The organism is Nocardiopsis camelliae, from assembly GCF_028993595.1.
GTDB lineage: Bacteria > Actinomycetota > Actinomycetes > Streptosporangiales > Streptosporangiaceae > Nocardiopsis > Nocardiopsis dassonvillei.
Genome location: NZ_CP118614.1, coordinates 3,442,429 through 3,466,125, shown reverse-complemented (window position 1 = coordinate 3,466,125; position 23,697 = coordinate 3,442,429). Strand labels below are relative to the sequence as shown.

The window sequence follows — 23,697 nt, the reverse complement described above, 5'->3', positions numbered from 1 at the left end:
CGCCCGCGGCCGCGTGGAGGCGGGGCGGGCGCTCGGGCTCGGATCAGAGGTACAGCGGCAGATGCATACGGCAACCGTAACAAACGGGTCCGCGTGGGCGGAAAGGATTTATCGCGGGCCGCCCGTCCCGTGCCCCTGACATGGTGCTCACGGGCAGGGCCGTCGGAGCCGCCATGGCAGTGCGGAACGCGCGGCGCCCAGGACCCACCCCCGGCCCCGGGCCGGGCTCCCCCTTCCTCTTCGCCTCGCGCGTTGGCCTTCCTGGAACGCCAAAGGCGGGCAAAGCGTCTAAAGACAAACAAAAAGGAGGTTTCATCTGTGAACGGCGAACATCGCGCATCGGGCACAGGGGTCGCGATCGGTCTTGCCCTTGGCATCGTCCTGGGCACGGTCTTCGACAACCTGGCGCTGGGGATCGTGTTCGGAGCGCTGCTGGGAGCCGCGGTCGGAGCGACGGGCGGGGCGCTCGGCTCGAAGCGTTCGAGCGGCTGAACCCGGAAGGCTCCCTCGCCCGGCCCGTCCCGAGGTCGCTTCTCGGCTTCGCGCGACTTCGGGAGAATCGGACGCCGATGGCGTCCCGGTGACGGCACAGCACTGACAAGTACGGGAGCGAAACGATGAGGGGGTGCGGCCACGGACCGCGCTTCCCCGCGGTTCCGCGAAGGCCGTACCCGGCGCGGCGCGCGGGGGCGCCGCCGGTGCGCCCCCTCACTCCCCGCCGGTGGCGTACAGGTACAGCAGCGCGTTCATGGAGGTGCCGCTCACCAGCTGGCGTCGCCTGACCAGTTCGGGTACCCGGTCCAGCGCCACCCACTCCACGCACTCGGCCTCCCAGGCGTCCTGGGGTTCGCCGACCCTCTCCGCCGTGTCGGCGACGAAGACGTGGTGCTCGCTGTCGGTCAGCCCGCTGGAGGGCTGGACGTAGACCAGCGGGCGCAGCGGCCCCGTCCGCCACCCGGTCTCCTCCAGCACCTCGCGCGCGGCCGCCCGTTCGGGGCTCTCCCCCGGGTGCACGCCGCCCATGGGGATCTCGTAGCCCCAGGTGTCGGTGATGAACCGGTGCCGCCACAGCAGCAGGGCCCTGCCCCGCCCGTCGAGCACCACGGCACCCGCCCCGGGCGGTCGGCGGACGACCCGGTGGTCGAACCGGTGCCCGTCGGGCAGTTCGACGTCGGCGGCCCGCACGTCGATCCACGGATCGGTGTACAGGGGCTTCTCGGAGTGAACGGTCCAGCGCACGGGCGGCCCTTTCCGTTGGCGGGAAGCGGAACCACCAGACTCCCACGTTCGCGCGCGTGCGCGTGTGGCCGTCGGGGCGACCGTGAGCGGGCCCGCCGGAGACAGGTGCGCGCGTGTGGGAGTCGGGCCACGCGGGCCTCATGCCTTCGGCGGCCGGTGTGGTCCGGGTGTGCCCGGGCTCGGGCCCCACTGTTGGCACGGTCACGTTCGCGCTGGTCAGGCCCGTGGCGGGGTGCCGGCGAGGCACGGAAACGGGCCCACGCCGCCTGACCGGGGGGTTGCCCGGACTTGGTGTTGCCTTTCCCACTCACCCCAAGTGGTTTCAAACACTTTCCAAAGCCCTGACCAGCGCATACGTTGCACGGGTGAACTTTATGCGATCGATACCCAAGCTGACGTTTACCGCGACCTCCAGCCTGCTCATCACCGGCGGGCTGCTTCTGGCCGGACCGGGCGCCGCAGCCGCGGACACGGCCTCCGCCAAGGAGATCGCCGACACCCTCAACGACAAGCTGAACGACGACATGGCCGGTCACATGACCGAGGAGCACGTCGAGAACGCCCGCGCGATGGTCGACGCGGCCAAGGACCGCGACCTGGGCGAGGAAGCCGCCGCCATGGCGGTGGCCACCTCCATCGTCGAGACCCACCTGGACAACCTCGACTGGGGCGACCGCGACAGCGTCGGCCTGTTCCAGCAGCGCGACCACTACGGCTCGCAGGAGGACCGCCTCGACCCCACCTGGGCCACCAACGCCTTCTTCGACGAGCTCGAGCGCGTCTACCCCGAGGGCAGCTGGGACGACACCCCGCTGGGCGAGGCCGCCCAGGACGTGCAGCGCTCGGCCTACCCCGACCGGTACCAGCACCAGGTCGACGACGCCGAGATCATCGTGGACCAGCTCTGGTAACGGACCGTTCCTAGACAGACCTAGACAGACAGGGGAGCGTGCGGACCCCGCTCTCGCATGCTCGTCCGGCGGAGGCCGGTGACCGGGTGCCCGGTCACCGGCCTCCGCCGTTTCACGCCTCCTGACGCGCGGCGTTGGCGGCGAAGGCCTCGCGCAGGTACACGCTCAGCCCCTCGGCGTGGGCGTCGACGGTGGCGGTGAAGCGCTCGTCGTCCGCGTACAGCCGTCCCAGTCCCCGGTGGACGCAGGTGGTGCAGTCGTAGAACCAGCGGGTGATGTGGGCGCGGTGCCGCTCGGCCAGGTCCATCACGGCGGGGCTGTCGGGCGCCTGCCCGTCGTTCATGGCCGCGGCCAGGGCCAGGTAGATCTCCTCGCCCTCGGCGTTGAGCCGCTCCCAGTCGGCCTTGGTGTAGGAGCCGACCCTGCGCTGGGACCGGGCGTAGGCCTCGGTGCCGCCCCAGCGCCGGCGGGCCTCCTCGGAGTGGGCGTCCACGTCGAAGTCGCCGAAGAGTTCGAGGCGTTCGGCGGGGGTCAGGTCGAGTTGCATGGTGTCGGCCTCCATCAGGCGTTCGATGCCGCGCGCCATCGTGCGCAGGCGTTCGATGCGTTCGGTCACCAGCCGGTGCTGACGGGCCAGGTGGGCGCGGGCGTCGGCGGCGGGGTCGTCGAGCAGGGCGGCGATCCGGTCCAGGCCGAAGCCCAGTTCCCGGTAGGTCAGGATCCGCCGGAGCCGTTCGAGGTCCCCGTCGCTTTGACGTCCTCCTCGGGGTGAACCCTGAGGATTCCCACAACCTCGCGGCTGCGGGCGCGATGCGCCTCACGGCGTCCGCTGGTTCCTGTTTCGCTGGCCGGAGCCCCACCCGAAGATGGTGGTCTTACCCAGCCTCCGCAGGCGTTTCAGCTCTCCGCTTCCCGCTCTCGTGCGAGTTTCCGTCCAGCGGCGAGCACGACCCGGGACGCGTTCACATCCCGGTCGTGAACGGCCCCACAACCCCCGCACGTCCATGTACGCACGTGCAGGGGCTTGGGTCCGTCGATGACATAGCAGACCGAGCAGGTCTGCGAGGAGGGCAGGAACCGGCCCACCCTGGCGAAGGTGCGCCCGTACCGGGCGGCCTTGTACTCCAGCATGGCCACGAACGCCGACCAGCCCGCGTCGTGCACGCTCTTGGCCAACCGGGCGCGCCCGAGCCCCTTCACACACAGGTCCTCCACGTACACCGCTTGGTTCTCGCGGACGATACGGGTGGAGAGCCGGTGGTGGAACTCACGACGCGCGTCGGTGACCTTCGCGTGCGCGCGGGCGACCTTGACCCGCGTCTTGGCCCGGTTGTTCGACCCCTTCTGTTTGCGGGACAGGGCCCGCTGGGTCTTCTTCAGCTTCTTCTCAGCCCGGCGCAGAAACCGGGGGTTGGCGACCTTGGTGCCGTCGGAGAGTACCGCGAAGTGCCCCAACCCCAGATCGATCCCCACATCAGCCGGGGTTTCGGGCAGGGGCTGGTCGTCGGTCTCCACGACGAACGAGGCGAAGTACCGGCCCGCGGCGTCCTTGATCACGATCACCGTGGACGGGGTGGAGGGCAGAGCCCTGGACCACTTGACCTTCACCTCACCCACCTTGGGCAGGGACAGTTTGCCCGCCTCGGTGATCTTCCACCGGGCGTTGGCGGTGAAGCGGACCGACTGGCGACTGTCCTTGCGGGACTTGAACCGGGGCGGCCCCACCCCGGGGCGCTTGCCTTGGAGTCCGTCGAAAAAGTTGCGGTAGGCGGCGTCCAGGTCGCGCAACGACTGTTGGAGCACCACCGACGACACCTCACCCAACCAAGACCGCTCCTCGGTCTTCTTTGCCTGTGCGATCAACCGTGTGGACAGCTCACCGGCGGTTGGGAAAGCCTCTCCGTTCGCGTGCGCGGTCTCACGGGCCCGGAGGGCATCGTTGTAGACCACACGGACACACCCGAACGCCCTGGCCAACGCACCCCGTTGGTCGGCGTCCGGGTACACGCGAAAGGAGTACCGCAACCGCATACCCCTGACAGTAGAGACGGGCTACGACAGAACGTGACCGGGTAAGGACACACAGGAAGTTCGGATCTAAGCAGTCCGGGTCCGTCACCAGGGGCGCCCCGTGTCCACCACCGGGCCTTACTCGCCGGTAACATCTGGGGGCATGAGCCCTGACCGCACCATCGAGGACTTCCGGTTCGACCGGGACACCCGCGTCGAGAAGCTGGCCGACGGCGAGTTCGCCACCACCCTCACCGACGCCTGGACCACCTTCACCTCCCACCCCAACGGGGGCTACGTCCTGGGCGCCGCCCTCAACGCGCTGCGCCAGAACCTGAGCCAGCCCGACCCCCTGGCCGTCTCGGCGTTCTTCCTGCGCCCCGCCGCCCCCGGCGCGGCCACCGCGCGCACCGAGGTGGTGCGCGAGGGGCGCCGCACCGCCACCGGCCAGGTCCGCCTGGAGCAGGGCGGCAAGGAGATCCTGCGCGCCACCGCCACCTACGGCGTCCTGTCCCCCGACCCCTCGGCCCGCGTCCTGACCCTGGACGAGCCCCCGCGCCTGCCCGCCCCCGAGGACTGCCCCGTCCCGCCCGAGTTCGACAACCCCGAGGGTCTGGGCATCGCGCGCAGCGTCGACTACCGCTACCCCGGGCGGCCGGGCTGGCTGGACGGCAGGAAGGACGGCCGCCCGTACGCCGAGTTCTGGATGCGCTTCGCCGACGGGCGCGAACCCGACACCCACGCGCTGGCCTCGATGGTGGACTTCGCTCCTCCGGCGGTTCTGGAGATCGGCGAGTTCGCGACGATCACCGTCGAGCTGAGCGTGCACGTGCGCGCCAGGCCCGCCCCGGGGTGGCTGGCCTGCCGGGTGTTCACCAAGCACGTCTCCGGCGGCCTGCACGAGGAGGACATGGAGATCTGGGACGCCACGGGCACGCTGGTCGCCCAGTGCCGCCAGTTGGCCATGCTCCTCTGATCGGAGCTCCCCCTGGCGCGGTGAGGCTCTCGGCGCGGGCCCACCCGCGCCGCGCCGAGAACGCTCCCCCGCCCGGACACGGAGCCGCCGGCCCTCCTGCCCGGACCGGGCCAGCCGACGGCTGCTCCCGTCACCGCCCGAGGGACCGACCCGCCCGGTTCAGGACGTGGACCGGTCCCCGCCGCTCCCCCGCCCGAACTCAGCTTGTTCTTTAACCCCGGCAAGATCGTTTCTTGTCGGGGTTCGCCGTTCCCCGGACAACAGTGGCGGCCATCCCTCACGCTTCGAGATGTCGAGTCACGAAGTACCGAGGAACGGCCGCTGTGATGAGTCTGATGGATGACGCCGTCGGCGTCGAGGCGTTGCCCACATTGTCCTGGTTTCGAAGCGAGTTCCACGACTGTCTGCCCCGCCGGGCAGACACGTTGTTCGAGCTGTGCGACGCGATGCTGTGCTCCGACGGGCCGGTAAGCTCGCTGGTCGATCTGACACTGGTGGCCGAGCACCGGCGCGGACACGGCGCGATGTATGACGCGCTGAACCACGGCCAGGTGGACACTGGCAGGTTGCGGCGCTCGCTGGCCGAACTACCCCTGCCCCGGGCGGCCGACGGCCGGATCGTTCTCGCCGTGGACGTCTCGCCCTGGCTGCGTCCCGACGCACCGTGCAGCCCCGACCGGCTGTTCTGCCACGTCTACGGCCGCTCCAAGAACACCTCGCAGTTCATCCCCGGCTGGCCCTACTCCTTCGTCGCCGCCCTGGAGACCGGCCGCACCTCGTGGACCGCCCTGTTGGACGCGGTCCGTCTGGGCCCGGCCGACGACGCCACCGCCGTCACTGCGGCCCAGCTGCGCGAGGTCGTCACCCGCCTCATCGCCGCCGGGCACTGGCGCCAAGGCGAGGCCGACATCCTGATCGTCATGGACTCCGGCTACGACGTGTGCCGTCTGGCCTTCGTCCTGGCCGACCTGCCCGTGGAACTGGTGGGCCGCATCCGCTCCGACCGCGTCATGCTGCGACCCGCACCGCCCCGGCCCCCAGGCACCATCGGGCGCCCGCGCAAGCACGGCGGGGTATTCACCCTGGCCGAGCCGGACAGCTGGCACGCCCCCGACCAGGCCACCGTGACTGAAACCACCCGCTACGGCACCGCCCACGCCCGGGCGTGGGACCGGCTGCACCCCCGGCTTACCCACCGCGGCCCCTGGCTGGACCACGACGGAAACCTGCCCGTCGTTGAGGGGACCCTGGTGCGCCTGGAGGTCGAGCACCTGCCCGGCGACCGGGACCCCAAGCCGGTGTGGCTGTGGTCATCGGTCACCGGAGCCAGCGGCGAGCTGGTCGATGTGCTGTGGCAGGCGTTCCTGCGCCGCTTCGATCTGGAGCACACCTTCCGCCTGTTCAAGCAGACCCTGGGTTGGACCTGCCCGAGGGTGCGCTCCTGCGAGGCGGCCGACCGGTGGACCTGGCTGGTCATCGCCGCGCACACCCAGCTGCGTCTGGCCCGCCCGCTGGCCGAGGATCTGCGCCGTCCCTGGGAGCGGCCCGCTGAGCCGGGCCGACTCACCCCCGCCCGGGTCCGGCGGGGGTTTCGCCACCTGCGGGTGAAGGCGGCGCGTCCGGCCAGGGCACCGAAACCCTCCTGGCCCGGTCCCGGACGACCGCCCGGTTCGAAGAACCGCCGCCCGGCGTCCCGCTACGACGTCGGCAAAACCGTCAAACGCGACCTCACCCTCGCACAGCACAGGAACCGCGCAGGTTAAAGAACAAGCTCAGACCACGGCGCGGAAATGCGTGGTCAGGCGCCGGTCCTCGTCCAGGATGTGGAAGGCCACCCCCGGGGGCTGGTCGCGGTTGGCCGCGGGCTCGCCCTCCCAGGGCATGCGCAGCGTCCACGTCACGCCGGGCGCCAGCAGCAGGGGCCGCCCGGCGAAGGTGGTCGCCCCGCCGGTGTGGGCGTGCCCGACCAGGATCCCCGCCACCCGCGGGTGGGCCCGCAGCAGCCCGGACAGGTCGTCGGCGTTGTCCAGCCGCATGGAGTCGGGCAGCGGGTGGTGGACCCGCACGGGCGGGTGGTGCAGGGCCAGCAGGGCGGGCTGGTCGTCGGGCAGGGCGCTCAGCGTCTCGTTGATCCACACCAGGGTGGCCGTGTCCAGGTGGCCGCCGTCCTCGCCCGGAACCGTCGAGTCGCAGGTCAGCACCGCCGCGCCCCCCACCTCGTGCACCTGGTTGAACGGCTCCTCGGACGGCTCCTGACCCAGCAGCGACGCGCGCATCCGCCCGCGGTCGTCGTGGTTGCCGGGGCAGACCAGCACCGGGAAGGGCAGGTCCAGCAGCCGGGCCGCCTCGCGGTACTCCTCGGCGGTGGCGTGGTCGGCGATGTCACCGGTGACCAGGAGCGCGTCCGGCTCCTGGGCCAGGCCGCGCAGGTACTCCGCGGTCCGGGCGGCGCGCCCGGTGGTGCGGTCGGTCCCGTCCAGGTGCAGGTCGCTGATGTGGGCGAGCAGGAGCGTCATGGCCGTCCTTCGTCGGTCGCGGGTGCGTTGCGCCCTCCGGGACCGCGCGGACCTGCCGCTGGGAGGGCGCACGGAACCCGTGCGGCCGGGAACCCCCGGCTTCCGCCCCGTGCCCGCCCCAGGCCGTTGACCGGCCGTTTCCCGTCGGGTGAAACGAGGCTATTGCGCGCGCCGCGAGCGGGACAGGGTGGTTCCCCGCCCGCGTTCGGCGGCCGCGGCCCGGGTGGAGCCCGGGCGACCACAACAATCTCTGTGTTCAAAACGACCAGAAGATTTACCGGTCGGCAAACCGTGGGTCATGCTCTCGAAACCGGTGCGGATGCGACCGGCGCCACGGAGCGGTGTAACGGCCGCCACGTTCCCGCCTCGGGCGATCCGTCGGCCCGCGAGCGCCCGCCCGCACCGCGGACCTGCAGCAACGGAGAGAGCCACCCCATGAGCATCCAGCGCATTCTGCGCGTCGGCGGCGCGGTCGCCGCGGCCGTCGTCATCGGCGCCGCGGCGGTCAACGCCTCGTCGACCGGCGGCGACGGCGCCGAGGCCGTACGCAGCCGACTGACCACGATCGTGCCCGCCGCGCCCGGCGGCGGCTGGGACCTGGTGGGGCGCGAGGCGCAGAACGCCTTCCGCGAGGGGGAGATCGTCGCCAACAACCAGGTGGTCAACGTTCCCGGCGCGGGCGGCACCATCGGCCTGGCCCAGGCGGTCCGCCAGGAGGGCAGGGCCAACATGCTGATGGTGACCGGCACGGTCATGATCGGCAGCATCATCGTCAACAACTCCTCGCACGACCTGGGGGACGTCACCCCCATCGCCCGGCTCGCCGACGACTACGAGGTGGTCGTGGTCCCCGACGACTCCCCGTACCAGGACATGGGCGACCTGGCCGAGGCCTGGCGCGAGGACCCGGGCGGGATGGCGATCGGCGGCGGCTCCCTGGGCGGCACCGACCACCTGCTGGCCGGACTCATCGCCTCCGACGTCGACGTCGACCCCCAGGACGTCAACTACATCGCGTTCTCCGGCGGCGGTGAGGCGCTGACCTCGCTGCTGTCGGGCAGCGTCGACGTGGGCATCAGCGGCTACAACGAGTTCAGCGACCAGATCGAGGCGGGCAACGTGCGCGCCCTGGGCGTCTCCGCGCACGAGCGCGTCGAGGGCATCGACGTTCCCACCCTGGCCGAGCAGGACATCGACGCGGTCCTGCCCAACTGGCGGGGTTTCGTGGCCCCGGCCGGCATCACGGAGGAGGAGCGCGCCGAGCTGACCGCGATCGTCACCGAGATGCACGACACCCCCGAGTGGGCGCAGACGCTGGAGCGCAACCGCTGGGACGACACCTTCCAGACCGGCGAGGAGTTCGAGGAGTTCCTCGCCCTGGAGACCGAGCGCATCACCACCATCACCGAGGAACTGGGCCTGTCTTGAGTACCGACGCCACCACCCCCGTCCGGGCGACGGAGCCCGCCGCCCCGCCGCCCCGCCCCTCCTGGTGGCGGGGCAGGTCCGAACTGCTGGTCGCCGCCCTGGTGCTGGGCATCGCCGGGTTCATCGCCGTGCAGACCGCGGCCATGCCGGTGCCGCCGGGCACCGAACCGCCCGGTCCGCGCTTCTTCCCCACCCTGGTCGCGATCTTCATGGGCGTCACGGGCGTGGCCCTGGCCGTGCAGGTCCTGCTGCGCCCGGCCCGCACCGCCGACGCGCCGACCACCGGAGAGAACGCCGAGGCCGCCACCGCCGACACCGACGGGAGCGCCCCGGCCGGTGAGGCGGGGCCCGCGCGCATCGACTGGCGCTGCCTGGGGATCGTCGTCGCCTCACTGACGGTGTTCATCCTGCTGCTCCAGCCGGTGGGCTGGCTGCTGTCCGCGGCGCTGCTGTTCTTCGGCGTGGCCTACGCCCTGGGCAGCCGCCGGTACCTGTTCGACGCCGTGCTGTCGCTGGTGTTCTCCTCCGTCATCCAGCTCGCCTTCGTCGCCGGTCTGGGCCTGAACCTGCCGGCCGGAATCCTCGGGGGCATCTTCTAAATGGACGTTCTCACCAACCTCATGGCGGGGTTCGCCAATGCGCTGAGCCCCGAGTACCTGTTCCTGGCGCTGCTGGGCGTCATGCTCGGCACGGCCGTGGGCGTGGTGCCCGGCCTGGGCTCCTCCATGGCCGTCGCGCTCCTGCTGCCGGTCACCTTCCACCTCGACCCCACCGGCGCGTTCATCATGTTCGCCGGTGTGTACTACGGCGGGCTGTTCGGTGACTCCACCGCCGCCATCCTGATGAACACGCCGGGGCAGGCCTCGGCCATCGCCACCGCCATCGAGGGCCACAAGATGGCCAAGCGCGGGCGGGCGCCGCAGGCGCTGGCCACGGCGGCGATCGGCGCGTTCATCGGCGCGATCGTGTCCACGGCGCTGGTGGCGTTCTTCTCGCCGGTCATCGTGCAGTTGGCGCTGCAGTTCGGCCCCGCCGAGTACTTCGCGCTCACCGTCTTCGCGTTCGTGGCCACCTCCGCGGTGGTCTCGGACTCGGCCGTGCGCGGCCTGATCGCCCTGGGCATCGGCCTGGCCATCTCGATGGTGGGCATCGACGGCCTCAGCGGCGCCGAGCGCTTCACCCTGGGCGTGCCCCAGCTCTTCGAGGGCTTCAGCATCATCACGGTGACGGTGGCGCTGCTGGCGATCGGCGAGGTGCTGCACGTGGCCGCCACCGCCCACGCGGGCGACGCGGCGCGCGGTGGCCTGCGGCGCACCGGCACCCCCTGGCTGAGCCGACGCGACCTGCGGCGCACGCTTCCGGCCTGGATGCGCGGAACCCTGTTCGGCCTGCCGTTCGGGTCCATCCCGGCGGGCGGCTCGGAGATCCCGACCTTCCTGGCCTACGGCAGCGAGCGCAAGCTCGCCGCGCGGCGCGCCCGGCGGGGCAAGGGCGAGGACGAGTTCGGCGAGGGCGCCATCGAGGGCGTGGCCGCGCCGGAGGCCGCCGCCAGCGCCACCGCCGGAACCGCGATGGGCACCCTGCTGGGTCTGGGTCTGCCGACCTCGGCGACCGCCGCGATCATGCTGGCCGCCTTCCAGCAGTACGGGATGCAGCCCGGTCCGCTGCTGTTCGAGCGCGACGGCGACCTGGTGTGGGCGCTGCTGGCCAGCCTGTTCATCGGCAGCGTCATGCTGCTCATCCTCAACCTGCCCTTCGCGCCGCTGTGGGCCAAGCTGCTGCTGGTCCCCAAGCCGTACATGTACGCCGGGATCGCGGTGTTCTCGTCCCTGGGCGTGTACGCGGCCGCGTCGTCCATGGTGGACCTGTGGCTGATGCTGATCCTGGGCCTGGTGGCTCTGATGATGCGCCGCTTCAACATTCCGCTGGCCCCGGTGCTGATCGCGGTCGTCCTGGGCCCGGTGGCCGAGACGGAGCTGCGCCGCGCCCTGGCCGTGGGGCAGGGCGACGTGTCGGTGCTCGTGGACAGCGGGATCACCCTGGGCATCTACGGGCTGCTGCTGACGATCGGCCTGGTCGTGGCCGTCGGCCGACTGCGCGCCCGACGGGCCGCGGATAAGGACCACACCCCGGTGGAGGCGGGCCGCGGCTGACTCCGGCCAGGCCCCTCCCGGGCGCGGCGGCACGGACCACTCCCCGTGCCGCCGCGCCGTTTCTGTTCGTGCCCGTGCCCGGTCGGCGGCCGACCGGTGCTCTTCGGGGGCCGCGCGGCCCGGCGAGGAACACTTTCTCCGAACCGGCCGCCCTCCCGCGTCCGGCCCCGGTCTCAGGAACCCCCGCCGGTCGTGGCCGAGGGCCCCCGCGGGCGCACGCCCGCGAACGCGATGTCCAGCAGACGGCCCGCCTGCGCGCCGTCGGGGTGGTCCTCCGTGGCGAGCGAGATGGCGCTGACGAGCGCGACCAGGTCCTCGGCGCGCACACCGGGGCGCACCGCCCGCGCCCGCCGGGCGCGCTCCAGGAGTTCACCGGCCGCGGCGGTGATCATCGCCGCGCAGCCGTCGTCGCGCTCCAGCAGGTCGGCGTCGCGGCCGTCCCGCAGCAGCGAGGCGGCCAGACCGCGGCTGGCCTCGGCGTAGGCGTTGAAATCCCGCAGCCAGGCGAAGAGGGCGGGGCCCGGCCCGTTGGTGCGGGAGTGCTCCCGCGCCCTTGCGCAGAGCGCTTCGGCGCGGTCGTGGAAGACCACCTCCAGCAGGCGGCGCCGGGAGGGGAAGTGGCGGTGCAGGGTCGCCGAGCCCACCCCGGCCCGACGGGCGATCTCCTCCAGCGAGGCGTCGACGCCGTGGGCCGCGAAGGCCTCCTCGGCCACGGCGACGATGCGTTCGTAGTTGCGCCGGGCATCCGCGCGCAGGGGCTTTCGCGCCGTGCTCTCGACCACCGTGACCTCCTGGACTTGCTAAGTGGGGTGGCTCTCCGGTTATCTTAGCGGAACGAAGTGGGGGGCCACTCCACTTTCTTCGCGAGACTGGGGAGAACGACCATGCGCGCTGTGCGGTACGACCGATTCGGCCCGCCCGAGGTGTTGCGCGTCGACGAGGTGCCCACGCCGAGTCCGGGAGCGGGCGAGGTGCTCGTCGAGGTGTACGCCGCGAGCGTGGACGCGGGCGAGGTCGCCTTCCGCTCGGGCAGGATGCGCGGGATCACCCGCGCCCGGTTCCCCCGGGGCGTGGGCGTCGACTTCACGGGCCGCGTCGCTGCGGTGGGCGCGGGAGTGCGCGCCTGGCGGGCCGGGGACGCGGTGTGGGGGCTCATGCCGCACTTCGCCTTCGGGGCCATCGCCGATCACGTCGTCGTCCCGGAACAGCGGCTCGCCGGCGCGCCCGGGAACCTCGGCCTCCTGGAGGCCGCCGCCCTTCCGGGGGCGGGCACCACCGCCCTGACCGCGCTGACGGACAAGGCCCGCCTCTCGCCCGGTGAACGGCTCCTGGTCCGCGGCGCCACCGGAGGTGTGGGCAGCGTCGCGGTGCAACTGGGCAAGGCGCTCGGCGCCGAGGTCACCGCCCTCGCCGGTGCCCGCAACCTCGACTGGATCCGGGGACTCGGCGCCGACGAGGCCCTGGACTACCGCACGACCCGGCCGCGGGACCTCGGCCGCTTCGACGTCATCGTCGACCTGGTAGGCACCGACCTCGGCGCCTACCAGGCGCGGCTGGACCGGGGCGGGCGCATGGTCGCGCTCGCCTTCGATCCGGACCGCGTCCTCAGGTCCCTGCTCGGCACCGGGCTCCGGGCCGCCGTGCGGCCCGGCCGGACCAAGCTCTTCAGCAACAACCCGTCGGCGGAGCGCATCGCCGAGCTCACCCGCGCCACCGAGGAGGGGAAGGTCCGACCCCTGGTCGACACGGTCTTCCCCATGGCCGACGTCGCGGAGGCCCACCGCAGGCTGGAGGCGGGCGGCGTCCGCGGGAAGTACGTCATCGACGTGCGGCGCCCCTAGCGGCGACGCGTCGGGCCGTGCCCGTCGGCGGCGGTGGACCTAAGACGGTTCCTTCGCGGGGCGGGCCCGCTCGCGGCCGACCGCGCGGGCCCCGGCCCTTCGCGCGGCGCGCCGCCGCAGCAGCACGCCCTGGCGGGGCGAGAACAGGTAGGCCAGGGTGAAGGCCGACGACTGGGCCAGCACGATCGCCCCGCCGGTGGACACGTTCAGGTGGAAGCTGAGGAAGACCCCCGCCACGGCCGCCGCCACGGCCACCGCCGCGGAGATGACCAGCATCCGCTCGAAGCGGTCGGTGAGCAGGTAGGCCGTCGCCCCGGGGACGATGACCATGGCCACGACCAGGATGATCCCCACCGCCTGCAGGGCCACCACCACCGTGACCGACAGCAGCCCCAGCAGCAGCGTCTCCAGCAGGCGGGGGTTGATGCCCACCGCGTGCGCGTGGACCGGGTCGAAGGCGTACAGGGTCAGGTCGCGGTGCTTGTACCAGACCACCGCCAGCACCACCCCGGCCAGGACGAGCACCTGCCAGATGTCGGTGTCCGACACCCCCAGCACGTTGCCGAACAGGATGTGTCCCAGGTCGGTCTGGCTGGGTACCCGCGAGACCAGGACCAGACCCAGGGCGAACATGGCTGTGAAGACCACGCCGATGACGGCGTCCTCCTTGACCCGGGAGGTGCGGTTGACCACCCCGATCAGGGCGACCGACCCGGCGCCGAAGACCAGCGCGCCCACCGCGAAGGGCAGCCCGAACAGGTAGGACAGCACCACCCCGGGCAGGACGGCGTGGGAGACCGCGTCGCCCATCAGCGACCAGCCCACCAGCGTCATCCAGCACGACAGGACGGCGCACGCCACCCCGGCGACCACGCTGACCAGCAGGGCGCGCCGGACGAAGTCGAAGCCCATGGGCACCGTGAACCACTCCGCGACCGCGGTCAGCGCGTCCATGCCGTTCCCTCCTCGTCGGTGTGGACCCCGAAGGCCTCCATGAGGGTCTCCGGGCGCAGGACCTCCTCGGGTGCGCCGTGCGCCACGACGCGGCGCTGGAGCAGCACCGCCTCGTCGCACAGCGCGGGCACCTGGGCCAGGTCGTGGGTGGACACCAGCAGCGTGTGGCCCTCGCCGCGCAGTTGCAGCAGCAGTTCGGTGATGCGCCCCTCCGAGCGCTTGTCGACCCCGGCGAAGGGCTCGTCGAGCAGGAGCACGTCGGCTCCCTGGGCGATGGCGCGGGCCACGAAGGCGCGTTTGCGCTGGCCGCCGGAGAGCGCGCCGATCTGGCGGTCGGCCAGGTCGCCCAGGTGGGTGCGGTCCAGGGCGTGCTCGACCGCTTCCCGGTCGGCGGGGCGGGGGCGGCGCCGCTGTCCCATGCGCCCGTAGCGGCCCATCATCACCACGTCGCGCACACGGACCGGGAAGGCCCAGTCGACCTGTTCGGACTGGGGCACGTAGCCCACCAGCCCGCGGCGGCGGGCGGCGGCCCCGGTGCGCCCGAGGATCCGCACCCGCCCCCCGTCGGTGGGGACCAGGCCCAGCACGGTCTTGAACAGGGTGGACTTGCCCGACCCGTTGGTGCCCAGCAGGCCGCAGACGCGGCCGGGGGCGACGGACAGGCTCACGCCGTCCAGTGCCAGGACGTCGCCGTAGCGGACGGTGGCGTCGGTGACCTCGATGGCGGCGTTCACCGCTCCTCCCCCCGCAGCCCGGCCACGATGGCCTCGGCGTCGTGGCGCAGCAGGTCCAGGTAGGTGGGCACGGGGCCGCCCTCCTCGGACAGGGAGTCGACGTAGAGGGTTCGGCCCATGGCGGCGCCGGTCTCGCGCGCCACCGAGCGCTGGGAGCCGTCGTTGACGGTGCTCTCGCAGAAGACGGCGGGAACCTGGTTGTCGCGGACGAACTCGGTGACGGCGGCGGTCTGCCGGGGGGTGCCCTGGGTCTCGGCGTTGACCGGCCACAGGTACATCTCGGTCAGCCCCGCGTCGCGTGCCAGGTAGGAGAAGGCCCCCTCGCAGGTGACCAGGGCGCGGGAGCTGTCGGGGACACCGGCGAGCTCCTCCTCCAGGTAGTCGCCGACCTCGCTGATCTCGTCCTTGTAGGCCTCGGCCGCCTCGGCGTAGGCCTGCTCGCCCTCGGGGTCGAGTTCGGTGAGGGCGTCGCGGATGTTGTCGACGTAGACGGGGGCGTTGTCGGGCGACATCCAGGCGTGGGGGTTGGGCTGGCCCTCGTACTCCCCCGCGGAGATGGGGATGGTCTCGACGCCGTCGCTGAGCACGGCGGTGGGGGCCTGCACGCGTTCGGTGAACTGGCTGAACCAGGCCTCCAGGCCGAGCCCGTTCTCCAGGATCAGGTCGGCGTCCCGGCCGCGGACGAGGTCGTCGGGGGTGGGTTCGTAGCCGTGGATCTCGGCTCCGGGCCGGGTGAGCGAGGCGACCTCCACCCGCCCGTCGGCGACGTTGCGTGCCATGTCCGCCAGGACGGTGAACGTGGTCAGTACCAGGAGCCGTCCGTCGTCGCGCTCCTGTCCGGCGGAGGAGCAGGCGGTCAGGCCCAGGACAAGGGCGAGGGAGGCGGCGGGGAGCTTCGCCGACCAGGAGTGTGAAGAAGCCTCATCTTGAAAGTTCGGCACGCCTAACTTTTTACCACAAGAGGGCCAAACTACACATCGCGGCGGGCGTGTCGCGGTCGCCGACCGGGCCTCGTGTCCTGGGCACCGCTGGCCCGCCCGTACGGCGCGTGCGGCTCAGTCCGGTCCGGCCAGGGCGGTCCGGGCCGCGGCGGTCCAGTGCGGCGACCCTGCCCGGGCGGCCACGCGCAGGGCCAGCCGGTAGTTCTCCGCGGCCCGCTCGCGGCGTCCGAGTGCGCGGTCGAGGTCGCCGAGCTGGTGCGCGACCGGCCCCAGGGTCAGCAGACCGCTGCCCGCACCGGCCAGCTCCCCGGCGGCGGGTGAGAGCAGGCGGTGGGCGCGCTCCATCGCGGGGCGGTCGCCGACGGCGGTGGCGGCCCGGGCGGCCAGGCAGGTCAGGGCCTCCCCGAGCAGGCCGGGCGGTGCGTCGGGGGGAAGGGGCGCTGTCCCGGGCCGGGCCAGGGCGTGGGCCCAGGGGGCGTAGGGGCCCCAGTCCTGGCGAGGGTCCACCGCTGCGGGACGGCCGCCCCGCAGGCGCAGGCACAGCAGCGCCAGGGGCAGGATGCCCTGCTCCACCCCGGGCATGCCGGTGTCGGCGAGCCGCACGCTCGCGGCCCGGTAGGCGGCCTCGGCCTCCTCGGCGGACCCCCGCGCGGCCGTGCGCAGCGCCTCGTACCACCGGGTGAACACCCCCACCAGGGCGATCCCGTAACGCGAGCCCAGCCGGTCGGCGGCGGCCGCGTGGGCGTCGGCGGCGCCGAAGTCGGCGAGCGCGGAGTACGCCTGGACCAGGACGAGGCGGCCCAGCACCTCGAAGGTCACCAGGCCGTGCCGGGAGGCCAGGTCGACCAGTTCCGCGCCGATCTCCACGCGCTGCGGGGCCCGCCCGGCGCCCTGGAAGGACTGCATGAACCGGGCGTTGAGCGCCAGGCACAGCAGGGCGGGGTCGCCGAGCCCGCGGGCGGTCTCCTCGGCCAGGCGGGCCGCGTCCGGGCCCCGGCCGGTGGCGGCGCCGCGCAGTTCCAGGGCCAGGGCGCACAGCAGGCGGGCGCGCTGCTCCGGGCGGTCCTCGGGCAGGGCGGCCAGGGTGCGTTCGGCGGCCCCGGCGACCCGGCGGGCCAGCGCCTCGTCGTCGTTGCGCGGCCACAGGGCGGGCACGTCGAAGGCGGTGATGACCTGAGCCGTCAGCTCCGCGTCGCCCAGCTCCTCGGCCGCGGCCACCGCCCGGGCGCGGTGGTGGCGGGCCTCCTCCAGACGGCCGGTGACGGCCAGCGCCCGGACCATGCCCATGACCGCCTCCAGGCGTTCGCGGGGCCGGTCCTCGCCGCAGCGGTCGTGGGCGGCGACGGCCTCCCGCCACAGCCGGGCCGCCTCGTGCGGGGCGAAGCGCTCCTCTGCCCGCAGGGCGGCGGTGCGCGCGTGGCGGGCGGCCCGGTCCGCGGTGGCGCGGGTGCCCGCACGCCCGAAGTGGTGGGCGAGCACGTCGGCCCGGTCGGGGTGCAGCGCCTCGACGGCCTCGGCCACCGCCGTGTGCCAGTGCGCCCGGCGCGGTCGGGAGAGGTCCTGGTAGAGGGTGTCGCGCACCAGCACGTGCGCGAAGCGCAGACCGGGTGCGCCGTCGGGCTCGTCCGGTTCGGCGCCGTCGGTGAGGAAGCCCGCCTCCAGCGCCTCATCCAGGGCGTCGAGCATGGCGTCCCCGTCCGGGGACAGGGCCGACAGGACGTCGGGGTCGACGTCGCGGCCGATCACGGCGGCCCGGCGCAGCAGGTCCCGGGCCCCGGGTGTCAGGGAGCCCAGGCGGTGGCGGATGACGTCGCGCACTCCGGCGGGGACCGCGTCGAGCGCGGCGCCGTCCCCGTCGGACAGCAGCCGGGCCAGCTCACGGACGAAGAAGGGGTTGCCGCCGCTGCGCCGGTGGACGGCGCGCAGCGCCCGCCCGCCGACGTCGCGGCCGACCAGGGCCCGCACCAGCGCCTCGGTCGCCTCCTCGGCCAGCCCGCCCAGGTAGGCGCGGGCCGGTTCGCCGGGGGCGAGCCGGGCCAGGGCCGCGGTCAGCGCGGGGTGGACCTCGCCGGTCCGGTGGGTCCCCACGAGCAGCACGGGCCCGGGGAGCGGTTCGGCGGCCAGGAAGGTGAACAGTTCCAGGGTCTCCTCCGCCGCCCGGTGCAGGTCGTCGAAGACCAGCAGGACGGGGCCGCGCCGTGCGGCCGAGGCGAGCAGGCGGGCGGCTTGGCGCAGGACGCCGAACCGGGCCGCCGCGGGGTCGGGGGCGGCACCTCCCGGCGCCGCGGTGTCGTCGTCGCGGGCGGGGGCGGCGATGCTCCTGGGCTGCGTGGTGACCGCACCCCGGCCCGTGCCCGTGTAGGGGCTGTCCGTCCCGGTGGGGCTCGTGTTGAATGCCGAGGCTGTGGTGCCGTCCGTGGTGAGGCCGGTGGTGTCCCCGTGGGCCGCGGTGTCCGCGGACGCCGCCAGCACGGTGGCGATCTGCGTCCAGGGCCAGGCCGCGGGCGCCCCCTCGTGCTCGGGGCCGCGCCCCCAGGCCGTGGTCCACCCGCGCCCGGCCAGCCGCCGCGCGAGTTCCTCGGCCAGGGCCGTCTTGCCCGCCCCGGCGTCGCCGGAGACCAGCGCGACCCGGGCCGGAGCGTGCGGAGCGGCGGAGGCGGCGGCCCCCTCCAGCAGTTCCAGTTCCCGGGTCCGGCCCACGAAGGGGCGCCGGGCGGGTTCGGGCGCGCCCTCCGCCCGTGCCGGAACAGCGGTGGCGGCGGCGGCACGCGGGGTGAGGTGGGGCGCCTGGGCCAGGACGTCGGCCTCCAGCCGCCGCAGTCCGGGGCCGGGGTCCACCCCCAGCTCCTCCGCCAGGGTTCGGCGGGCGCGGCGCAGCGCGGCCAGCGCGTCACCCTGACGGCCCGAGCGGTACAGGGCCAGCGCCCACTGCCGCCAGGCGTTCTCGCGCAGGGGGTGGGCCAGGGCGTGCGCCTCCAGGGCGGGCACGGCGTCACCCGCACGCCCCAGCGCCAGGAGGGCCTCGGCGTGCCGCTCCACCGCCAGCAGCCGCAGCCCCTCCAGCCGGTCGGCCTCGGCGCGCGCCCAGGGGTAGGCGGTGAACTCGGCGTAGGCCGGGCCCCGCCACCACCCGAGGGCCTCCTCCAGGCCGTCCAGCGCCGCACCGGGCCGGTCCTCGGCGAGCAGCGCGCCGCCACGGGCCACGGCCCCGGCGAAGCGCCGGGCGTCGACCGCCTCGGGGTCGGCCCGCAGCGCGTAGCCCGGCGGCGCGGTCACCAGCAGCCGGGCGGGCCGCCGCGCGAGCCGGTCCGGTTCCAGGGACCGGCGCAGCGCCGAGACGAAGGTGCGCACCGCGGCCACGGAGCCCTCGGCGGGCGTCTCCCACAGGTCGTCCACGAGGCGGTCCACGGGCACGGCACGGCCCTCGGCGACCAGGAGCCGGGCCAGCACCGCGCGGTGTCGCGGCCCCTTGAGGGCGAGCGGTCCGTGCGCGCCGACGGCCTCCAGGGGACCCAGCACGCGGAAGGACACCGCCGCCCGTGTCACCTCCCCCTCCATGGCAGCAAATCTATCCGGCCGTCCGCACCGGCCGGGGCCGCCGACGCCCCCGCTCAACCGTTGCTCATCGGCTGCTCATCGGACCCCGGCAGGCTCGTGGACGACCGAGATCCCCGGTGACCGCCGGGGACCCGACTCCGACCCACCGAGGAGACCACCGTGGAACCCACGATCCGGGGATTCGACTACCAGCGCGTGCCCGTCGCCGAGGGCGTGGCGCTCAACGCCGCCGTCGGCGGCTCGGGCAGCCCCCTCGTGCTGCTGCACGGCTTCCCCCAGACCCACCTGATGTGGCGACACGTCGCGGCCGACCTGGCCGCCGACCACACCGTCATCTGCCCGGACCTGCGCGGCTACGGCGACAGCGACAAGCCCGCCGGCACCGACGGCGACGCCTACGCCAAGCGCACCATGGCGGCCGACGTCGTCGCCCTGGCCCGCGCCCTGGGCCACGAACGCTTCGCCCTGGCGGGCCACGACCGGGGCGCCCTGGTCGCGATCCGCGCCGGGCTGGACCACCCCCACGCCGTCACCCACCTGGCCTCGCTCGACGTGCTGCCGACCCTGGACATGTGGGAGGTCATGCGCGGGGCCTCGGCCGCGGTGGGCTTCCACCTGTACCTCATGGCCCAGCCTCCGGGCCTGCCCGAGCAGCTCATCGGTGCCAGCCCGGACGCGTTCTTCGGACACTTCCTGGACATCTGGACGCGCGACCCCGAGGCGATCCCCGCCGAGGTGCGCGCCGCCTACCTGCGGGCCTCCCGCGAGGCCGTGCCCTCGATCGTGGCCGACTACCGGGCCTCGGCCGGGATCGACGTCGAGCACGACGAGGCCGACCGCGCGGCCGGGCGGCGTCTGGCCATGCCGGTGACGGTGCTCCAGCAGGACTGGGGCGCGGCGCTGGGCTACGACGCCGCCGCGGTGTGGCGGGCCTGGGCTCCCGACCTGCACCACAGCACGGTGACCTGCGGCCACTTCATGGCGGAGGAGGCCCCGGCCGAGGTGGTCGGGGCGCTGCGCGACCTGTTGGCCCGGTAGGCGGGCCGCGGGCGGACTCTGTCAGAATTCCCCGGAAAAAGATCGGTGGACGTGTCGATCCGCGGCGCCCCCCGTTCGACCTAGGGATGAAGGGGCCCGCAAGGGGCCCGCGACACCCGGGGAGACAGAGCCGTGAAGTACATGCTGATCATGCGCGCCACCGACGAGGCCTTCGCGAAGATGGGCCAGATCGACTTCGACGAGATGCTCGCGACCATGGGCCGGTACAACGACGAGCTGATCCGCGCCGGGGTGCTGCTCGCCGCGGAGGGCCTCGACGACGCCGCCGAGGGCGTGGTCGTCGACGGCCCCTGCCTCTCCTTCGTGAGAGTGCCACCGGCTTCAGTCGGTGGGTGAACCGTCAGTCACGAAACGTCACACCCCCGCGCTAAGGTCGGCCCGGACCAGTCCAGGGAGGTGACACATCAAACGCGAACGCGGCCACAAGGCCCGCCTCTACCCCGCCAAGGACCAACTCCGTGAGTTGGAAACCCAGGGCCACGCCGCCCGCGCCCTGTGGAACCTCCTGCACGCGTGGTGGACGATGTCTTCGGAGAACCGGCGGGTGTCCCTGGCTGACGCTGATGCGGCTATTCGTCAGGCCCGCAAGGACCTGCCCTGGTTGGCTGCCCTTCCCGCGCAGGCGGCGCAGCAGGTGCTGAAGGCCTACTTCCGGGCGTGGCAGAACTGCTGGGCGGGCCGGACCGGGCCACCCGTCTTCAAGGCCCGGTTGCGCGCCCGGATGTGCGTCGACGTCCCCCAGGGCCGGGACCTGAACATCGAGCGCCTCACCCGCACGTGGGGGGCCGTGAAGATCCCCAAGGTCGGCGTGGTCCGCTTCCGGTGGACCAAGGACCTACCGGTGGGCAAGCACGCTGACGCCGCGAACAGGGTTACCGGTGCCCGGTTGGTGCGGGAGGCCAACGGCTGGCACGTGGTGCTGAGGGTGCGCACCCAGGTCAAGGAACCGGCACCCCATGTCGGCCCGGGGGTGGGGATCGACCGGGGTGTCGCCAAGCCGCTGACCCTGTCCGATGACACCTTCCGCGAGCACGAGCCGTGGCTGTCCCCGGGTGAGGGCGGGCGTCTGCGCCGGTTGGAGTGCACAGCCGCCCGCCAACGGCGGCAGCGCACACCCGGGCAGCCGTCTTCGCACCAGTTGCGGCGCACCTATGACCAGATCGCCCGGGTGCGCGCGAAAGCCAAGCGCCGCGCCCTGGACTGGCAGCACAAGGTCACGCACGCCCTGGCCGAGGAGTTCGGTGTGGTGGGGGTCGAGGACCTGCACATCGCCGGCATGGTCCGCTCGGCTCGGGGGACGGCGGAGGCCCCGGGCACCAACGTGGCACGAAAATCCGGGTTGAACCGCGCCATCGCCGGACAGGCGTGGGGACGCACCATCACGTTGTTGGCGTACAAGCTCACCGACCGGGGCGGGCACCTGGTGCGGGTGCCCGCCCCCTACACCTCGCGGTGCTGCTGGGCGTGTGGGTTCGTCAGCGAGGGCAACCGGAAGTCACGGGACCGGTTCGTGTGCCAGGCACCGGGGTGCGGATACACAGCCAACGCCGACACCAACGCCGCGCGCAACATCGAGCACCTGACCAAGCAGCAAGCGCCCCAGGACATTGTGGGTGCCAGGACGTGGAGCCCTCGCCGCCAGGCGGGCTGCGAAGCGTAGACCACCAGCGGCGAACGGGTTCCGTTAGCTGGGTTCTCCCGCCTTCAGGCGGAAGAGGATGTCAAATCCTCAACGTGGCCTCCAAGGAGGAGGCCGTGGAGTGGGCCAAGCGGTCGCCGATGGCCGGGCCGGGTTTCAAGACCGAGATCCGCCGGGTCACCACGATCGACGAGTTCCCGCAGGACAACGAGTGGATCCAGAGGGAGCGGGCCTGGCGCGAGGCCACCGGCCAGCTCTGAGCGGACCGACCGGAGATGGCCGACCCCACCGGCCGCGAGGCCGTAGCCGCCGTCTGGCGGATCGACTCGGCGCGGATCGTCGGCGCGCTCGCGCGCTACACCGGCGACTTCGCGCTGGCCGAGGACCTGGGCCAGGAGGCGCTGGCCGAGGCGCTGGTGACCTGGCCGCGCGAGGGCGTGCCCCGCAACCCGGCGGGGTGGCTGCTCACCGTCGGCCGCCGCCGCGCGATCGACGCGTTCCGCCGCCGCTCCACCCTGGACGACAGGTACGCCGTCCTCGCCCGCGACCTGGGCGAGGGCGGCGCCGCCTCGGGCAGTGCGCCCGGCGATCCCGTCGGGGAGGCCGACGACGTGCTGTGGGATCCGGACCGGATCGACGACGACGTGCTCGCGCTGATGTTCACCGCCTGCCACCCCGGGCTGTCGCGGGAGGCCAGGGCGGCGCTCACCCTGCGGGTGGTCGGCGGTCTGACTAGCGACGAGATCGCCAGGGCGTTCCTGGTCCCGACCGCGACCGTGCAGGCCAGGATCACCCGGGCCAAGAAGACCCTCGGGGCGGCCCGGGTGCCCTTCGGGGTGCCCCCGGCCCGGGAGCGGGCCCGGCGGCTCGGCTCGGTGCTCAACGTGGTCTACCTGGTCTTCACCGAGGGCTCCTCGGCCAGCTCCGGAGGCGACCTGCTCCGGCCCGACCTCGCGGGCGAGGCCCAGCGCCTGGCCCGGGTTCTGGCCCGGCTGGTCCCCGACCAGCCCGAGGTCCACGGCCTGCTGGCGCTGCTGGAGCTGACCGCGGCGCGCTTTCCCGCCCGCACCGGGGCGGACGGGCGGCCGGTGCTGCTGGAGCACCAGGACCGCCGCCGCTGGGACCGCGCCGCGATCCGCCGGGGGCGGGCAGCCCTGGCCCGCGCCGGGAGCACCGGCCGCGGGCTGGGCGCCTACGGCCTCCAGGCCGCGATCGCCGAGCGCCACGCGCTCTCCCCCTCGGTGCGGGAGACGGACTGGGAACGGATCGTGCTGCTCTACGAGGCGCTCGGCCGTCTGGCGCCCTCCCCGGTGGTGGACCTCAACCGGGCGGTGGCGGTCTCCATGGCCCGGGGACCGGCCGCGGCGCTGCGGATCGTGGACGAGCTGGCGGCGGCCGGGGCGCTGGCGGACTCGCACCTGCTGCCGAGCGTGCGCGGGGAGCTGCTCGTGCGCCTGGGCCGCACCGCTGAGGCGCGCACCGAACTGGAGCTGGCCGTGCGCCGGTGCGGCAACGAGCGCGAGCGGGAGGTGCTGGAAGGCAAACTCGCCGACCTGGGCTGACCGGTCCACGCCCCGGAGAGCGTCGCGGTTCGCCCCGGGGCTCCGGTGCGGCGGGCTGACCAGGGGCGGCGCTCCCACGGGGTCGAAGCACCGTCGTACCTCAGTACCATGGTCGCTCGGCGCGCGTGGGAAACCGCTGTCCCTGCGGGCTTGTCGACGTCCACGGGGTCACGAGG

20 protein-coding genes and 3 pseudogenes are annotated in these 23,697 nt (G+C 73.5%); 13 read left to right on the top strand and 10 right to left on the bottom strand.

The window, feature by feature from the left end:
- The first annotated feature begins 318 nt into the window (after positions 1–318).
- Positions 319–492, top strand: coding sequence for a glycine zipper domain-containing protein (locus PV789_RS15250; RefSeq protein ID WP_274973237.1), 174 nt, complete (start codon positions 319–321; stop codon positions 490–492).
- Positions 493–708: 216 nt separating this feature from the next.
- Here the strand turns inward: PV789_RS15250 and PV789_RS15245 are convergent, their stop codons facing one another.
- A complete protein-coding gene (locus PV789_RS15245) occupies positions 709–1,239 on the bottom strand; it encodes an NUDIX hydrolase (RefSeq protein ID WP_274973236.1) in 531 nt (176 codons plus the stop codon).
- Between the two features lie 374 nt (positions 1,240–1,613).
- Between PV789_RS15245 and PV789_RS15240 the strand changes: the two genes are divergently transcribed.
- On the top strand, positions 1,614–2,150 hold the full coding sequence (locus PV789_RS15240; RefSeq protein ID WP_274978150.1) for a hypothetical protein: 537 nt from the start codon (positions 1,614–1,616) through the stop codon (positions 2,148–2,150).
- A 112-nt stretch (positions 2,151–2,262) separates the two neighbouring features.
- Here PV789_RS15240 and PV789_RS15235 read toward each other — a convergent pair whose 3' ends face one another.
- The 3 genes and pseudogenes from PV789_RS15235 to PV789_RS15225 form a co-directional block, all read right to left on the bottom strand.
- Positions 2,263–2,697, bottom strand: coding sequence for a TipAS antibiotic-recognition domain-containing protein (locus PV789_RS15235; RefSeq protein ID WP_274978149.1), 435 nt, complete (start codon positions 2,695–2,697; stop codon positions 2,263–2,265).
- A 30-nt stretch (positions 2,698–2,727) separates the two neighbouring features.
- Positions 2,728–2,877 (bottom strand): annotated as a pseudogene (locus PV789_RS15230) (MerR family DNA-binding protein); the annotation flags it as partial.
- 170 nt (positions 2,878–3,047) lie between these two features.
- Positions 3,048–4,181 (bottom strand): RNA-guided endonuclease InsQ/TnpB family protein, encoded by a 1,134-nt coding sequence (locus PV789_RS15225; protein ID WP_274973235.1) that lies wholly within the window; start codon positions 4,179–4,181, stop codon positions 3,048–3,050.
- Positions 4,182–4,323: 142 nt separating this feature from the next.
- Here PV789_RS15225 and PV789_RS15220 point away from each other — a divergent pair, with 142 nt between their 5' ends.
- Positions 4,324–5,136, top strand: coding sequence for a thioesterase family protein (locus PV789_RS15220; RefSeq protein ID WP_274973234.1), 813 nt, complete (start codon positions 4,324–4,326; stop codon positions 5,134–5,136).
- Between the two features lie 326 nt (positions 5,137–5,462).
- Positions 5,463–6,899, top strand: a complete 1,437-nt coding sequence (locus PV789_RS15215) for an NF041680 family putative transposase (RefSeq protein WP_274973233.1) — start codon at positions 5,463–5,465, stop codon at positions 6,897–6,899.
- A gap of 9 nt (positions 6,900–6,908) precedes the next feature.
- On the opposite strand, the gene PV789_RS15210 is transcribed toward PV789_RS15215, so the two are convergent.
- Positions 6,909–7,652: a metallophosphoesterase gene (locus tag PV789_RS15210; RefSeq protein WP_274973232.1), complete on the bottom strand. Its 744-nt coding sequence runs from the start codon at positions 7,650–7,652 to the stop codon at positions 6,909–6,911.
- Positions 7,653–8,087: 435 nt separating this feature from the next.
- Between PV789_RS15210 and PV789_RS15205 the strand changes: the two genes are divergently transcribed.
- Genes PV789_RS15205 through PV789_RS15195 form a run of 3 tightly spaced genes read left to right on the top strand, consistent with a single transcriptional unit; the run spans position 8,088 to position 11,233 of the window.
- Entirely contained in the window at positions 8,088–9,080 is a 993-nt protein-coding gene (locus PV789_RS15205) for a Bug family tripartite tricarboxylate transporter substrate binding protein (protein ID WP_274973231.1), read from the top strand.
- Positions 9,077–9,679, top strand: coding sequence for a tripartite tricarboxylate transporter TctB family protein (locus tag PV789_RS15200; RefSeq protein ID WP_274973230.1), 603 nt, complete (start codon positions 9,077–9,079; stop codon positions 9,677–9,679). Before PV789_RS15205 ends, PV789_RS15200 begins: the two co-directional genes overlap by 4 nt.
- Positions 9,680–11,233: a tripartite tricarboxylate transporter permease gene (locus tag PV789_RS15195; protein WP_274973229.1), complete on the top strand. Its 1,554-nt coding sequence runs from the start codon at positions 9,680–9,682 to the stop codon at positions 11,231–11,233.
- A gap of 173 nt (positions 11,234–11,406) precedes the next feature.
- Here the strand turns inward: PV789_RS15195 and PV789_RS15190 are convergent, their stop codons facing one another.
- Positions 11,407–12,015 (bottom strand): TetR/AcrR family transcriptional regulator, encoded by a 609-nt coding sequence (locus PV789_RS15190; RefSeq protein WP_274973228.1) that lies wholly within the window; start codon positions 12,013–12,015, stop codon positions 11,407–11,409.
- Positions 12,016–12,117: 102 nt separating this feature from the next.
- Here PV789_RS15190 and PV789_RS15185 point away from each other — a divergent pair, with 102 nt between their 5' ends.
- On the top strand, positions 12,118–13,074 hold the full coding sequence (locus PV789_RS15185; RefSeq protein ID WP_274973227.1) for an NAD(P)-dependent alcohol dehydrogenase: 957 nt from the start codon (positions 12,118–12,120) through the stop codon (positions 13,072–13,074).
- Positions 13,075–13,113: 39 nt separating this feature from the next.
- On the opposite strand, the gene PV789_RS15180 is transcribed toward PV789_RS15185, so the two are convergent.
- The 4 genes from PV789_RS15180 to PV789_RS15165 all read right to left on the bottom strand — a co-directional run bounded on the left by PV789_RS15180 (position 13,114) and on the right by PV789_RS15165 (position 19,261).
- Positions 13,114–14,028 carry a metal ABC transporter permease gene (locus tag PV789_RS15180; protein ID WP_274973226.1) on the bottom strand — a complete coding sequence of 305 codons (915 nt, stop codon included), beginning with the start codon at positions 14,026–14,028 and terminating at the stop codon, positions 13,114–13,116.
- Complete coding sequence (locus PV789_RS15175; protein ID WP_274973225.1) at positions 14,016–14,762, bottom strand: metal ABC transporter ATP-binding protein; 747 nt, start codon at positions 14,760–14,762, stop codon at positions 14,016–14,018. The genes PV789_RS15180 and PV789_RS15175 overlap by 13 nt, the downstream gene beginning before the upstream one ends.
- Entirely contained in the window at positions 14,759–15,703 is a 945-nt protein-coding gene (locus PV789_RS15170) for a metal ABC transporter substrate-binding protein (RefSeq protein WP_274973224.1), read from the bottom strand. The genes PV789_RS15175 and PV789_RS15170 overlap by 4 nt, the downstream gene beginning before the upstream one ends.
- Before the next feature lie 114 nt (positions 15,704–15,817).
- Entirely contained in the window at positions 15,818–19,261 is a 3,444-nt protein-coding gene (locus tag PV789_RS15165) for an ATP-binding protein (RefSeq protein ID WP_274973223.1), read from the bottom strand.
- Positions 19,262–19,420: 159 nt separating this feature from the next.
- Between PV789_RS15165 and PV789_RS15160 the strand changes: the two genes are divergently transcribed.
- From PV789_RS15160 to PV789_RS15140, 5 genes and pseudogenes are all read left to right on the top strand, one after another.
- Entirely contained in the window at positions 19,421–20,299 is an 879-nt protein-coding gene (locus PV789_RS15160; protein WP_274973222.1) for an alpha/beta fold hydrolase, read from the top strand.
- 132 nt (positions 20,300–20,431) lie between these two features.
- Positions 20,432–20,605, top strand: a pseudogene (locus PV789_RS15155) (YciI family protein); the annotation flags it as partial.
- Positions 20,606–20,783: 178 nt separating this feature from the next.
- A complete protein-coding gene (locus tag PV789_RS15150; protein WP_274973221.1) occupies positions 20,784–21,980 on the top strand; it encodes an RNA-guided endonuclease InsQ/TnpB family protein in 1,197 nt (398 codons plus the stop codon).
- Positions 21,981–22,036: 56 nt separating this feature from the next.
- Positions 22,037–22,219: pseudogene (locus tag PV789_RS15145) on the top strand (YciI family protein); the annotation flags it as partial.
- Positions 22,220–22,234: 15 nt separating this feature from the next.
- Positions 22,235–23,521, top strand: a complete 1,287-nt coding sequence (locus PV789_RS15140; protein ID WP_274973220.1) for an RNA polymerase sigma factor — start codon at positions 22,235–22,237, stop codon at positions 23,519–23,521.
- Positions 23,522–23,697: the final 176 nt, after the last annotated feature.